General features: G+C 59.9%; 13 protein-coding genes and 2 pseudogenes. 8 read left to right on the top strand and 7 right to left on the bottom strand.

Annotated features, from left to right (window positions below; all coding sequences use genetic code 11):
• Positions 1-749 (top strand): ATP-binding cassette domain-containing protein (locus AC0C6X_RS13320; protein ID WP_472953534.1); only part of this gene is annotated, 749 nt, incomplete at its 5' end.
• Positions 750-768: 19 nt separating this feature from the next.
• A pseudogene (locus AC0C6X_RS13325) lies at positions 769-1,358 on the top strand (alcohol dehydrogenase catalytic domain-containing protein); the annotation flags it as partial.
• 211 nt (positions 1,359-1,569) lie between these two features.
• Here AC0C6X_RS13325 and AC0C6X_RS13330 read toward each other — a convergent pair.
• The 3 genes from AC0C6X_RS13330 to pdxR all read right to left on the bottom strand — a co-directional run bounded on the left by AC0C6X_RS13330 (position 1,570) and on the right by pdxR (position 5,307).
• A complete protein-coding gene (locus AC0C6X_RS13330) occupies positions 1,570-2,355 on the bottom strand; it encodes a YggS family pyridoxal phosphate-dependent enzyme (RefSeq protein WP_247958869.1) in 786 nt (261 codons plus the stop codon).
• Between the two features lie 11 nt (positions 2,356-2,366).
• On the bottom strand, positions 2,367-3,668 hold the full coding sequence (glyA, locus tag AC0C6X_RS13335; RefSeq protein ID WP_472953536.1) for a serine hydroxymethyltransferase: 1,302 nt from the start codon (positions 3,666-3,668) through the stop codon (positions 2,367-2,369).
• 148 nt (positions 3,669-3,816) lie between these two features.
• A complete protein-coding gene (gene pdxR, locus AC0C6X_RS13340; protein WP_472953537.1) occupies positions 3,817-5,307 on the bottom strand; it encodes a MocR-like pyridoxine biosynthesis transcription factor PdxR in 1,491 nt (496 codons plus the stop codon).
• Between the two features lie 115 nt (positions 5,308-5,422).
• On the opposite strand from pdxR, the gene AC0C6X_RS13345 reads away from it, so the two are divergent.
• Together AC0C6X_RS13345 and pdxY are read left to right on the top strand one after the other, a co-directional pair.
• Positions 5,423-6,649, top strand: coding sequence for a benzoate/H(+) symporter BenE family transporter (locus AC0C6X_RS13345; RefSeq protein WP_247958866.1), 1,227 nt, complete (start codon positions 5,423-5,425; stop codon positions 6,647-6,649).
• A 5-nt stretch (positions 6,650-6,654) separates the two neighbouring features.
• Positions 6,655-7,500 carry a pyridoxal kinase gene (gene pdxY / locus AC0C6X_RS13350; protein WP_472953795.1) on the top strand — a complete coding sequence of 282 codons (846 nt, stop codon included), beginning with the start codon at positions 6,655-6,657 and terminating at the stop codon, positions 7,498-7,500.
• Positions 7,501-7,748: 248 nt separating this feature from the next.
• Here pdxY and AC0C6X_RS13355 read toward each other — a convergent pair whose 3' ends face one another.
• Entirely contained in the window at positions 7,749-8,102 is a 354-nt protein-coding gene (locus AC0C6X_RS13355; protein WP_472953539.1) for an AbiH family protein, read from the bottom strand.
• Between the two features lie 109 nt (positions 8,103-8,211).
• Here AC0C6X_RS13355 and AC0C6X_RS13360 point away from each other — a divergent pair, with 109 nt between their 5' ends.
• Positions 8,212-8,499, top strand: coding sequence for a topoisomerase DNA-binding C4 zinc finger domain-containing protein (locus AC0C6X_RS13360; RefSeq protein WP_472953541.1), 288 nt, complete (start codon positions 8,212-8,214; stop codon positions 8,497-8,499).
• Here the strand turns inward: AC0C6X_RS13360 and AC0C6X_RS13365 are convergent.
• Positions 8,472-9,365 (bottom strand): PGN_0703 family putative restriction endonuclease, encoded by an 894-nt coding sequence (locus AC0C6X_RS13365; protein ID WP_472953543.1) that lies wholly within the window; start codon positions 9,363-9,365, stop codon positions 8,472-8,474. The genes AC0C6X_RS13360 and AC0C6X_RS13365 overlap by 28 nt on opposite strands.
• 367 nt (positions 9,366-9,732) lie before the next feature.
• Here AC0C6X_RS13365 and AC0C6X_RS13370 point away from each other — a divergent pair.
• A pseudogene (locus AC0C6X_RS13370) lies at positions 9,733-11,064 on the top strand (caspase family protein); the annotation flags it as partial.
• A 207-nt stretch (positions 11,065-11,271) separates the two neighbouring features.
• On the opposite strand, the gene AC0C6X_RS13375 reads toward AC0C6X_RS13370, so the two are convergent.
• Positions 11,272-11,628 carry a type II toxin-antitoxin system HicB family antitoxin gene (locus AC0C6X_RS13375; protein WP_247958862.1) on the bottom strand — a complete coding sequence of 119 codons (357 nt, stop codon included), beginning with the start codon at positions 11,626-11,628 and terminating at the stop codon, positions 11,272-11,274.
• The gene (locus tag AC0C6X_RS13380) at positions 11,625-11,879 is read right to left on the bottom strand and encodes a type II toxin-antitoxin system HicA family toxin (RefSeq protein WP_247958861.1); all 255 of its coding nucleotides are present in this window, start codon (positions 11,877-11,879) and stop codon (positions 11,625-11,627) included. Before AC0C6X_RS13380 ends, AC0C6X_RS13375 begins: the two co-directional genes overlap by 4 nt.
• A gap of 828 nt (positions 11,880-12,707) precedes the next feature.
• Between AC0C6X_RS13380 and AC0C6X_RS13385 the strand changes: the two genes are divergently transcribed.
• Together AC0C6X_RS13385 and AC0C6X_RS13390 are read left to right on the top strand one after the other, a co-directional pair.
• Positions 12,708-13,121 carry a SyrB-like regulator gene (locus tag AC0C6X_RS13385; RefSeq protein WP_472953546.1) on the top strand — a complete coding sequence of 138 codons (414 nt, stop codon included), beginning with the start codon at positions 12,708-12,710 and terminating at the stop codon, positions 13,119-13,121.
• A gap of 111 nt (positions 13,122-13,232) precedes the next feature.
• A complete protein-coding gene (locus AC0C6X_RS13390) occupies positions 13,233-13,775 on the top strand; it encodes a hypothetical protein (RefSeq protein WP_173519201.1) in 543 nt (180 codons plus the stop codon).
• The last annotated feature ends 52 nt before the right edge of the window (positions 13,776-13,827 follow it).

A 13,827-nucleotide genomic window follows, 5' to 3' on the forward strand; every position in this document is an offset into this window, starting at 1 on the left:
GGCATCAGACCGCCATGGTGTTCCAGAAGTTTGCGCTTCTCCCCCACCGCACCGTTCTCGAAAACACCCTCTATGGCCTGGAGATACAAGGGGCACCTCGTAACCGGCAGGTCGACTGCGCCATGCGATGGATCGAGCGTGTCGGGCTCAAGGGCTTCGAGAGCAAATACCCCAATCAGTTGTCCGGTGGTATGCAACAGCGCGTCGGTCTTGCCCGTGCGCTGGCGAACGACGCGCCGATCCTGCTGATGGACGAAGCGTTTTCTGCGCTGGACCCGCTCATTCGCGTCGATATGCAGACCGTGCTCCTCGACCTGCAGAAGGAGATAAAGAAGACGATCGTCTTCATCACCCATGATCTGGACGAGGCGCTCAGGCTTGGGGATCGCATTGCAATTTTGCGGGATGGGGAAGTTGTGCAGCAGGGCACGGGGCAGGACATCGTGATGAACCCGGCAGACGATTACATCGCCAGCTTCGTTCGGGAAGTGAACCGTGCCCGCGTCATCAACGTCGAGACGGTCGCCACTGCGCTGGGTGCTTCGGCTCGTGAGTTGAAGACTTCGGTGCCTGCCGGCGCGAAGTTGGAGGAAGCGGCAAGAGCGATGACGCTGGCTGGGGAAGATGAGATCGCCGTTGTCGATGCCGCCGGTCAGGCCATAGGTGTGCTGACGCTGCCCCAAGCGGTTGACGCCATGGTCAATTCGCAAGTGGCCTGCTCTACGCCCAACGCAAAGAAAGTCGCGTAGGCAAGAATTTGGACCTCAGATGTTTGACGCCGTCCTGATCGAGAAGTCCGACAGCGGGCAGGAGGCCGGTCTTTCGAAGATCGATACCTCGCGACTGCCTCAGGGCGAAGTGCTGGTGGATGTCGCGTGGTCGACCCTGAATTACAAGGACGCTCTTGCGATCACCGGCGCCTCGCCGGTGGTGCGCAGTTTCCCTATGGTGCCTGGGATCGATTTTGCGGGCGTCGTTGCCGAAGGTTCCCATTCCGCCTTTGAGCCGGATGATCGGGTGGTGCTGAACGGCTGGGGCGTTGGGGAGCGGCATTGGGGTGGACTGGCGGCCAAGGCGCGTGTGAGTGGAGACTGGCTGGAGCCGGAAAGGGTCAGCCTCCGGGACGCCATGGCGATAGGGACCGCTGGCTACACGGCGATGCTGTGCGCCATGCGCTCGAGCGCAACGGTGTGATGCCGGATAGCGGAGAGGTGGTGGTAACCGGTGCCGCCGGTGGTGTCGGCAGTATTGCAACCATGCTTTTAGCCGCGCGCGGCTACAGCGTCGCTGCCGTTACTGGGTGGACGGCCGAGGCGGATTATCTCACCGGCCTCGGTGCCACCACCATCATTGACCGGGCTGTAAACGCAAGACTGTTGTTCTGCCAGTGATGAAACTGTCTCGACGCCGCCGCCTGCACACCGCTTGTTCCGGTTTCGTGCTTCTACGATCGCATAATGTATCAAGTGGAAGCGACGCCCTGTAGGCTGACGGTCGACAGACAAAACGAAGCCCGAGAGCGAAATCCCGACTTGCCTGCCCCGGTATTGCTTCAATCGGGCAGCGAAATCACTGTTCAACGAGGCCCGGCCAATAGAAGGCATGTCCGGTCGGCCGCGCGCCAAAGATGACCTGGCCGACCCGCACGACGTTCGCGCCTTCTTCGATAGCAATCTCGAAATCCCCTGACATGCCCATGGAGAGCTGCGTAAGGCCCTGATGGGTTAAGACAGCACGATCCCGCAAATCGCGAAGCAGGCGAAAGCAGGTGCGCACCCGCGCCTGATCGACGCTGTAGATCGCTAGCGTCATCAGACCGCGCGGCTTGAGCCGGGGATATTCAGACAGCCGTGCGACGAAGGGCATGAGATCGTCTGGGTGCAGGCCATATTTGCTTTCCTCGCCCGACGTGTTGACCTGCACGAATACGTCCAGATCGCGATCCAGGGCAACCAGCCGGCGGTTCAGTTCCTCCGCCAGCCGGAAGCTGTCCAGCGCGTGGAACTCCGACGCCAGCCGGACCAGATACTTCACCTTGTTGGTCTGGAGATGGCCGATGATGTTCCAACGGATGGCTAGGTCGCCAAGGACGGCCTGCTTGTCACGAGCCTCCTGGAGCTTGTTTTCACCGAAGTCCAAAATCCCGGCAGTATAGGCAAGCCGCAGGATATGCGCCGGGACCGTCTTGGTGACGGGGAGCAGGCGCACGTCTTCAGGGTTACGCCCGCAGCGTTGGCAGGCCGCCGTGATGCGCGCCTGCACGGCCTTCAGGTTCGCCGCGAATGTCGTGGCGGGATCGTCGCCGAAGCGGGCGATGTCCTCTGGCAGAAGTTCAACTATTGGAGGCGTGCTCATGTCGCCCCCGATCAGTATGGCAACGGGAAGCGCGCGACGAGCTGGCGCACCTGGCCACTGATCTCCGGCCGGCGGGCATTGAGCGATCCGCCACGAACGGCTTCAAGCGTGTCAAGCATGAGCGCGGCGATCTCGCGATAGTTATCGACACCGAAGCCGCGCGAGGTTCCGGCGGCGCTGCCGACGCGGATGCCCGATGTAACCATCGGCTTTTCCGGGTCATTCGGAATGGCATTCTTGTTGAGGGTGATGCCAACCGATTCTAGCGCCTTCTCGGCGATATTGCCGGTTACGCCGATGGGCCGCAGATCGACCACGGCCAGATGACAATCCGTGCCGCCGGAGGTGATCTTCAGCCCGCCATCGGCAAGGGCTTGCGCCAACACCCGGCAGTTCTCGACCACCGCCCGCGTATAGGTCTTGAAGGACGGTTGCAGCGCCTCACCGAACGCCACGGCCTTCGCGGCGATGATGTGCATGAGGGGGCCGCCCTGAAGACCGGGAAACGTCGCCGAGTTAATCTTCTTCGCGATCTCGGCGTCACTGGTCAGGACGAACCCGCCCCGTGGTCCGCGCAAGGTCTTGTGCGTGGTCGAGGTGACGACATCGGCAAAAGGAATGGGCGACGGATAGACGCCGCCGGCCACAGGACCGGCGAAGTGTGCCATATCGACCAGCAGGATCGCGCCAACATCATCGGCGATCTGGCGGAAGCGCGCGAAGTCCATGACACGCGGATAGGCCGAACCGCCGGCAATCATCAGTCGGGGCCGGTGTTGGTGGGCAAGCGCGGCCACCTGGTCCATGTCGATGAGATGGGTGTCCGGGTCCACACCATAGTTGACGACGTTGAACCACCGGCCCGACATATTGACTGGCGCCCCATGGGTGAGATGCCCACCTGCCTTGAGATCGAGTCCGAGGATCGTATCGCCGGGGTCGAGCAGCGCGAGGAAAACCGACTGATTGGCCTGGCTGCCAGAATGCGGCTGGACATTGGCATAGGTGCTACCGAACAGCCTGTTCACCCGCTCAATCGCTAAATCCTCGACGACATCGACATTCGCGCAGCCGCCATAATAGCGGCGATGCGGATAGCCTTCGGCATATTTGTTGGTGAGCACCGATCCTTGCGCATCGAGTACGGCTTGGCTCGCGAAGTTCTCCGAGGCGATCAGTTCGATGGATTCGCGCTGCCGGATCGTTTCGCTGGCGATTGCGGTGGCAATGGCGTCATCGGCGACGGATAGCCCGGCTGCGCTCACGCCTGCTTTATCGTTCTGGACTGCGTGTTGCGCGACCGATGTTTCCATTGGTGATCTCCTTCAAGGTGCTGATAACTCGCCGCCGGGCAGCCTCGCGCGGCGGTGTTTCACCAGCACCTATCATGGCCGTGGTCTGCTATTCCCCTCCACTTGCCATGAGTTGACCAGACCAATTGGCTTGAGGCGAAGCGTTGATCTACGACTTCGACACAGCCCGGAGAGCATTTGCCAGTTTCCTGACCGCGACCTCGATCTCGGCCGGTGTATAAGCGGCAAAACCCATGAGGAAACCGGCCTTGGCTTTGCCGGCGGCGTGCAGCGCTGACAATCCGAGCAGTTCGATCCCAACCCGTCGGGCCGCGTCGATCGCAGCGCGTTCGGTTAGATCGCCTGTCAGGAGACAGGGCATTTGCAGACCGCCGATGGGAACGCGCGGTTCGACCAAATCCGCCAGGTGCTTGTTGGCGAGGCTGACCAGCACGTCGAGCCGCTCGGCATAGAAGCCGCGCATGGTGCGGACATACGCACCGAAATGCCCGCCTTCCATGAACCGAGCCAATGTCAGTTGCGCCATGGGGGCCGTATGACCGTCCAGAAGCGTGCGCGCCACGGTCATCGGCTTCACCAGTTGCGGCGGCAACACGACATAGCCGATCCGCAAGCCTGGAAAGAGCGATTTGGTGAAGGTGCCGATATAGATGGTGCGATCATGCGGATCCAGGCCCTGCACGCAAGCCGTCGGCTTGCCCGCATAGTGAAACTCGCTGTCGTAGTCGTCTTCGATAATCCATGCCTGATGCCGGGCGGCCCATTCGATCAGGGCGAGCCGACGATCCAGCGCCAGCGTCGCGCCGATCGGGAATTGGTGCGAAGGCGTCAGGAAGATGGCTTTCGCCTTTCGTGGCTCGGCCATGATCTGCTCGACAACGACGCCCTGCCGGTCAACACGGATCGGAACACACTCCAGCCCCGCTGCGTCGAAGGCTTTGCGCGCGCCGTAATAGGCCGGGTCTTCGATGAATATCCGATCACCGGGATCGAGCAGCATATTGGCGCAGAGTGACATGGCCTGCTGCGAACTGGTCAGCACCAACACGCGGTCGGCGGTGGCGCGTGCGCCACGTTCAAGGTTTACATAGTCGGCGATGGCGCGGCGCAGTGGCTCTGTTCCCTGCGGGTCGCCGTGATGGAGTGCCTGCACACCGAATTCCTTGCGCACCTGCCGTTCCAGCCTTTCCCAGAGCGGGAGCGGAAATGTGCGGGTTTCCGGCACGCCATGCGCGAAAGGACGCGGGGTCAGCATCTCGCGGACGCCGCAGCTGCGGAACATGCCGCTGCCGCGCTTGCTGAGGTTCGGAGCCTGGTTGCGCGCGAGCGCGTCCCGCTGGGAAAGACGGTGGCCGGGCGTGAATTCCGTCATCTGCGCCACGAAACTGCCGCTACCGACCCGGCGGTCAATGAACCCTTCGGCATGAAGCTGCGCGTAAGACGCTTCAATCGTGTCGCGTGACACCCCCAGGGATTTTGCGAGCGCGCGCGAAGCCGGCAGCGGCTTGCCCGGCCCAAGTGCGCCATCAACAATCAGTTGCCGGATCGCGCGTTGAATCCGCGCATGAAGCGGCATCGCCGCATGGGCGGGATGGGCAAGCCATGCCTTCACGGATTCGAGTTGGGAGTGCTTGAACAAATGGTCTGAATCTCTCGAGCAAAGTGGATGGGTAGATCAGGCCATTGGTCGACTAGTTGTCAAGGTAATTCGTTGCCTCCGCGACCCGAAAAACTTCAGGAGTTCCGTCACGACCATGCCGTCCAGTTCATCGCCCATCCGTCTCAACGATCTGACCCATCCCATCGTGGCGGGGCTGATCTCCGTCATCGTCAACTATGGCGGCACCTTCATTCTGGTGTTTCAGGCCGCGAAAGTTGGGGGGCTAGGCCCGGAACTGACGGCCTCCTGGGTCTGGTCGGTTTCGATTGGCGTCGGGTTGACCGGGCTATTTCTGAGCTGGAGGTTTCGCGAGCCGATCATCACAGCCTGGTCCACGCCAGCGGCGGCGTTCCTTGTCACCGCACTGGCAACGACGCCCTATGCCGAGGCGGTCGGCGCTTACATGATCTCGGCGGCGGCCTTCGTTGCGCTTGGGCTGTCCGGTTATTTCGAGAAGGTGATCCGGCTGATTCCGCCGGGCATCGCCTCTGGCCTGCTGGCGGGCATCCTGCTGCAATTCGGCATCGGTGCATTCGGCGGGGCAAGCATCGATCCGCTGCTGGTTGGACTGCTGATCGTTGCCTATGTCGTGTTGAAGCGCTTCTCGGCCCGCTATGCAGTGGTCGGCATCCTCGCTCTCGGGCTGGTTTTCCTGCTAACGCAGGGCCGGGTCGATCTTTCGGGGCTGAAACTGGAGTTCGCAGCGCCCGTCTTCACGATGCCGGCCTTTTCGCTGAATGCGCTTCTATCCGTCGCGCTGCCTCTGTTCCTCATCACCCTGACCGGCCAATACATGCCCGGAATGTTGGTGCTGCGGAACGATGGCTTCAAGACCAGCGCCAATCCCATCGTCACAGTGACGGGCCTCGGCTCCCTCATCATGGCCCCGTTCGGCTCCCATGCCTTCAACATCGCCGCCATCACGGCGGCAATCGCCACCGGCCGGGAAGCGCATGAAGACCCGCGCAAGCGCTGGATCGCCGGCATTGCAGCCGGCTGCTTCTATGTGCTGGTGGGCGTCTTCGGTGTCACACTGGCCGCCGTCTTCATGGCCTTCCCTGCGACCTTCATCACGACGCTTGCCGGTCTGGCGCTGCTTGGCACGATTGGCGGCAGCCTGGCCGGTGCGATGGCCGATCCGACATCGCGAGAAGCTGCGCTCATCACCTTCCTGGCGTCCGCTGCCAATATCAAGCTCCTCGGCATCGGGGGTGCGTTCTGGGGGCTGGTGATCGGTCTGGTCGCTTACATGGTCCTGAACGGCCGGCTACCGCGCCGTGAACGCACCGACCTGACTGTGAGCGAGGGAACGGCGAAGTGACCGCGATGACCACATCCGTCATCTCGATCCAGAGCCAGGTCGTGCATGGGCATGTCGGCAACAGCGCCGCCGTCCTGCCCATGCAGACCCACGGGCTGAACGTGGCGGCGGTGCCGACGACCTTGCTGTCGAACCATCCCGGCTTTGAAACCATGCGTGGGCGCGTCCTCGAATCCGAGCTTGTCGGCGATCTGCTACGCGGCGTCGAGGAACGCGGGCTGATCGAGACGAGCCGCTATATCGTCTCCGGCTATCTCGGCTCCCGCGCGAATGGCGATGTGGTTGCGGCCTTCGTGCGGCGCGCACGCCAGATCAACCCGGACATCACCTATATCTGCGACCCGGTGATGGGAGATTCCAATCTCGGGGTGTTCGTCCCCGATCAGGTGGTCGACTGCATTTGCAGCGAACTTGTGCCGCTGGCCGATCTGCTGACGCCCAACCAGTTCGAGATCGGGCTGATATCTCAAAGCCAGCCTGCGAGCTGGACGCAGCTCGATGCGGCAGTCACGAAAATCCAGGGCCACCGCGGCGCTTGGCTGGTGGTAACAGGCTGCACCCTGGACGACACGCCGAACGGCTCCCTTGAGAACGTTGTATTCGATGGAAAGTCTTGCACGCGGCTGACGTCGCCGCGCCTGCCTATCGTGCCGGTCGGCACCGGTGATTTCTACACGGGCCTGCTGACCGCCAAACTCACACGGGGCTGCTCGCTGGTCGAAGCCGCGCGCAGCGCTGCCGCCACCATCCTCGAAGTCCTCGCCCGAACCGTGGTGGAAGATTCGCATGAAATGCAACTTGCCAGCGTCATCGACCTGCTTGGCTCAAGGCAGGCGGAGAAACCCCAATGACCAAATTCGGCCACCAGGACTTCTTTGCGCGGGCGCAATTGCACCGAGAGGGACGCTATCGCGTGTTCGCCGATCTCGAACGGGTGGCGCATAGCAATATCTATGCTTTCGATCATCGGACCGGCAGGCGCGTCACGATCTGGTGTTCCAACGTCTATCTGTCGATGGGCGTCCACGATGATGTAATCGGGGCTGCTCGTGACGCATTGGAGCAATATGGCGCTGGTGCCGGCGGCACCCGCAACATCTCAGGCATCAGCCATGAACATGTCCAGTTGCTGCAACGATGGTGTATAGTTGAAGTTCAGAAAGATCGCCGATGCATCGATCGGCAGGCGCACACCAGCGATTGCAGCTGCCGAGGGTAGGGGAAGCTGGGGGATCCATTCCGCGAGCCCGTCTCGAAGCCTTTTCGAGATCACCTGCCCGACCTCGTTGATCTCGTATTGATAGTCGTGATTGGCGGCGTCGCTCCAGTCGTCGGATCCGTAACCGGTTAGGAACACCGATGCGTCTTCAATCAGGCTCTCGCTGTCGAGCGTCGCTAGGCGATCCTCGAATTCGTACCAGAAATCGTCGTCAACGCTGAAATAGCGGTCCACCTTGTCGTATGTCCTACGGTCGCGCTCGCGAAGAAACTGGCCGAACGCCCTGTAGGACCTACAAGAACGGCGCCTGTTCTACGTTGCGCTGACACGCGCCAGCCGGGGTGTGTACCTCGTTGCGGACAGCCGCCAGCCATCGCGATACATCCGCGAGCTCTGCGAGATCGCCGGCGACGACATCCGCTTCGAGACGACTGAAGGGACCGCTTTGCGTCGATGTCCGACCTGTCTGGTCGGGCAGATCATCGAGAAACGAAATCGGGACGGTTCAGTTTTTTGCGGCTGCAATCAGTTTCCCGATTGCAGCCGGACCGAACGTGTTCCAGCGCGACCGGCGCCGAGACTGCGAAGAAGCGGTGAAAGGATTCAAATGCCTGGCGCTACTGGCGATTGAATCGCGCTTTTTCGGGAGTGTACCGACGCCGCCTGCGCGATTTTTTGATCGACCCACGCAGAAAGGCGGCTCCAGAGTTCTTCGTCGATGCCAACTTGGCGAGCGATCGCAATGATCTGCTGGTAGGAGATGGGTGTGACCGCCGCTCGACCGGTGTGACCGGGATCCACCAGGCCTCGCTTAACCTTTTGTGCCGTCGGAAAGCCTGGATGATCGGCAAAGGCTGCTAAGGCGAGCGCTTCAAGGTTACGATGCTTGCCTATCGCTGCCGCCAGAACGGCGTTGCGCATCCACTGATAGGTGTCTCCCTTGAAAGGGCAGGGCGTATGATCGACACCTGGGTCGAGGTCGAAGACCTTTGGGATGTACTCCCAGTATCGAATTCCCTTACCTGTCAGAGCACATTGCGCGCGCACACCATTCCGCGGGTTTATTTGGTTAGCGTAGCTTCCGTTGCATTGGCGTTCGCCCGAAGATAACGCCACCGTCTGGCTGCACTGGCCTCCGGGTTCGGTGAACTTGCACTCGATGACGAGCGCGGCCTTTGAGCTGACTGCAAGTGCATCCACTTGCGTGGCCCTCGGTTCTCCAAGAAGCCGATCTGTATCAGTCCATTCGAGTGTTATTGTCCACGGGCCGCCTGGTGCTACTCCCGTACGCTCGGCGATGGCGTCGAAAATGCGATCGCGATCTGTGCTCATCTTGAGTGTGCCGAACACATCAATTGCGATAGCCTGCGACGAATGCACCTTGTGGGCCTGAATCCGATTGGTGCGATCACGATGCCAGGGGAACGCTGCCCAGTCCGCGATCGCTCCGTGGCTGGCTGGAAACAGATTCGCGCGAACTGCCTCGATATCGATCATCTCTGGGGCGTCCCAATGCGAACGCCGTCGCCAAAGGCGTTCTTCCACAGCGCGGCTTTTACACCTGTACGCATCCAGCAAGACTCCCGGGTTAGACTCTTCAGAGAAACGACTTGCTTATCTCATTTCTCGTCAGTTAATTTGATGGCGCTAATAAACGCAACTCCTGATTTTCGGCAAAAGAAAGTGATACACGTTCCGTACCGAGTGCCTCGAACCTTCCGATAAAGGTGTCTGCTGGCACGATTTTTTGATAGCTGCGTTGTGTGTGGGGGATTAGCGATGAAGCTGTTTTATGTGCTGGCTCTAGCGTTCATTTTTTTTTACGGGCACTTCCGCTGCTTCATTCGCTGACCGGAGAGTCGCTCTCGTTATTGGCAATGGCGACTACATTTCGATGCCCGGGCTATCCAACCCGGTCAATGATGCTACTGACGTATCAGAGAAACTCACGTCCCTGGGGTTCGTCGTGATCTCCGGTTTCGATCTCGACCGTCGTGAGATGGAGGGCAAGATTCGTGAATTTTTCGCCCAGATCCCCGGATCTGCCGTGGCTCTTTTTTACTACGCTGGGCATGGGCTACAGGTTGCCGGGCAGAATTACATGGCGCCGGTCGGCGCTAGCCTTCGCTCGCATGATGATTTGCCGTTCGAGACAATCCCGCTCGATTTGATTTTGTCGACGATGGAGCGGGAGGGGAAATCGAATCTCGTTTTTTTGGACGCATGTCGCGACAATCCTGTGGTGAACGTTATGAGTGCTACCCGATCGGCAAGTGCGGGGCGGGGTCTAGCGCGAGTGGAATCCGGCGTCGGTATGATGATCTCCTACTCAACTTCACCCGGACAAGTTGCTAGTGATGGAGTCGGCCGGAACAGTCCATACACCGAAGCCTTACTGAAACACCTCGGCGAGCCCGGGGTCGATATTGCGCTGACAATGCGGAAAGTTCGGCGCGATGTCCTTATGGCAACAAACGACAAGCAACTTCCTTGGGAGGTAGCATCGCTAACGGGGGACTTGGTGCTTGGGTTGAAAGACGGGTTTGTGGTGCCTTCGGATGAGAAGGCGACGGCGAAGATTCACCGCGTAAAAACATCGACCATACCAGCTGACATGCCCCCATCACCGGCACCCGTCGAGGCACAAAGTGTGTTCCTTTACGAGGAAAAATATGGAGGCTCTGCGCCGGCAGCCGTTCGAGGGAATGTAGTTTGGTCAGTGCAGGAAGAATCATCGGAAGGTGATGCGAAGCCAGAGCCCATTATCCAGGCGCAAATAGAGGTTCCAGAGCGCGGTCTGACGGCAGTGATGAAAATCCGGCGCAACACGGACCCATCGCTACCTGCAAGCCATATCCTCGAGTTCATTTTCTCGCCGTCCGCCCAATTTCCCGGCGGCGGCATCGCAAATATCGTGCGCGTCTCGATGAAGCAGAGCGAGCAGGAGCGAGGTGATCCGCTGGTCATACCCGCGAAGATCACCGACGAATTTCACATGCTTGCTCTCAATGGCTTCACCGATGCGGTGACAGAAAACACGACGCTTCTTCGTGATCGCAGGTGGATTGATATTCCCATGACGTACCAAAATCGCCGACGCTCTTTGTTGACCTTGGAGAAAGGCGCTGCCGCCATGGATATGTTTTCCAGAGTGATAGAAAACTGGCACTCGACGCTAACAGCAGAGGGTGATTGAACGGTCGCTATCCGTGGCCTGAGCTCGCTTGCGCGCCCCCCTTTTGCGCTCAGTTGGCCCAGTAGGTGAACGCTACACGAGTATTGTGCTGTGTTTGTTCCCGATCTGTGCTCAAAGGATCGCATAATGTATCGACTGGAATGCCAGCCTTGTGAGGAAGAGAATGGCCGAGTGGAGTCTGCGGCCATCCTGCACCCAATGGACGCGCTACGCTGAAAGACGAGCTTCAGTGAAGTGCGCCGCGGCTTCTTCCAGGGCCTCCTCGGCCCACTGATTGAGGCTTTTTCCCGAAAGTTCGGCCGCCAAAGCAGCCCGGCGGTGCACTTCAGGAGCAACACGAAACATCATCTTGCCTGAATAGGGCCTTTGAGGCTCTTTGCCGATGCTTTTGCAGGCCTCGAGGTAATCATCGACAGCCTCGTGGAATGCCTTCTTCAGTTCACCAACGCTGTCCCCGTGAAACCCGACTACGTCAGAAATGCCTGCAATCTTACCGAAGAACAGTTCGTCCTCCGCGTCGAATTCTATGCGAGCGTGATAACCGTTGTAAGTCATGGTGTTCATGGTTCTACTCCAATTTGCGTCAGGAACTCGCGAGCATCGCGAACCTGATAACGCTTTGCCTCCTTGTCGGGATGAGGACGATGGAAGCTCGCGATTATGCCGTCCTTTTCGAACTTAACGCGAGAGCCGTTTCCTTCGATGACGTTCGCGCCGGCAGCGACAAGCAGGTTTTCTATAGCGGCCCACTCGATGGTTCCCGAGACCGGATCTTTGAAGACCGCCACGAGCGTCTTTTTCTGCTTGCTGTTCATCTAGCATATATAGTGGTGCTTGCTATTTCTGCAAGCGTTATTTCTCATGCAAATACGATCCGCGTGTTTTGAGCCATGGGTGTGCATCGCTCGATGGGTCCGATCTCTACTTGCGCGCCCGTGCACCCTTGACGCTGCGAAGATCCGTGCGCTCGTGGCTTTTGGCATAGTCGTTTGCGAGTCGCACGCCCGGGAAGAACTGGCGGCGGGTTCGATTCTCTTCAAGGCGAAGGATAGGAATCGATATCCGGACTGGCGGCATGTCGCCGGCTTTCGATCGTATCAGTCGGGTGGAACTTTGCCGTTCGACGCGCCCAGCAGAACGAGCAAAGAGTGCGAGAGGCGGATGTGCCAATCGAATACTTTAACGTCGCGTTCGAGGCCGGAAGCTGAAGGCCGGCTTCCAGCTTACGCCTCAGGGATAGTCGAAGCCGCGAAAGCCATATTAGGTTCAAGCGATGCTTCGCCTTCCGTTTCCATCTCCGAAGTGGAACCGGCGGAGTGGGATGCAAGAGTTTACGATCCTGAAATCGCGGCCAACGAGAGCATGCTACAAGAGACCGGGTTACGGAGCTCTGGCGCAGTCGTAGTGCTAGACCGAGCAAGGGCTCTGATCAGTGGACCCCGCCAACGCCTGTACAGCGCTTTTGGATGGAGAGGGGATCCCGTACAAAACCCCTTTCGCTGAGTTCACGCCTCTGCGAAAGTCTCAAGCTGCCGAAAAGCGGCGCCGTCTTTTGATAGCCGGGTTGTTGCGGACCGGAGAGTCTCATTGACTCTGCCCTTTCCGCGTTGGAAATAAGCCTGATAGTTGCAGAGGGAACAGCCATGGCAGACGACAACAATATTGAGACCGTCGAGACGACGACCACCCCGGCGGAAATTGCGCCGCCGAAAAAGCGCCGGGGCCCGAAGCCGAAGAACGTCGCTGCGGAAGCGACCGCCGAAGCCCCAAAGGAAGATGGTGTCAAGACGGGAAGGGGACGCCGGAAGAAATCCGCGACGTCGGCCGAAGGCGTGACCTCTGTCGCGACTGGCGGCAAGACCTCGGCAAAGAACAGCGCCAAGGGCGCCGGAAAGACCCGAGCGCCGAAGCAAACCATCGCAGCGGCAGCTCCGGTCCTTGACGACATCGCGGACCTGCTTCAGCTCGAAGAAGAGAATGCACGACTCCGTAAGGCGCTGGCCGAAAAGCTGCGGGCCGAGAACGCGGACCTGCGCAAGCGGCTCGGTCTTTCCTGATCGTTTTCGGTGATAGCCGATCGGTCTGCGCGATCGGCCTCCTCCTACATTTTGGTGGCTTACGGTCCCAGCAATGGGTGCCGACGCCATCGCGTGAGATGAGGGCGCACGATGAAGTCACCCTGGAAATACCTGGCCGGTTTGACGTCTTTTGGCCGGACAATCAAGGAGCCTGCGAGCCCGCCGGAAGCTGAAAATTCGAAGCCGGACGAACCATCGTTCGCTCGGGAAGAGGGCATTCCGGCACCCTTGGATCGGAGCGACGACGGTGCAAGCGCGACGGTTGACGGGCCGGACACGTCGGCTGACCCGACCGGTAACCTCGTTGTCCCGGTCGAAATAGTCGAGCAGGTGTCCGCGGCCATTAGGGTCGATTCGCCGCGCGCCGACGATCACGCGTCGGAACGCGCACAATCGGCGCAACCGAGAAAAGTGCAGCGGCGCGTCAGGAAGCCAAGCGCAAGGCCAGTTGCTGTGGTTGCAGCGATGCAGCCGAAGGAAGCATCCGTCGTCGTGCGGTCGCCACCGACGTTGTCCGACGAAGTTGCTGCTCTGGATGAAGAGGTCCGGCAGCTCAGGCGGCAGCTCACAGAAAAGCTGCGGCTGCAGAACAAGCAGCTTGCAGGATTGCTGAAGCGGTTTGACAGGTCGTGATCTGAGCGCGCTTTTCGACGATCGTTTGACCGAGCACGACGAACGCAACATT

Source organism: Ensifer sp. VA4 (assembly GCF_055710065.1).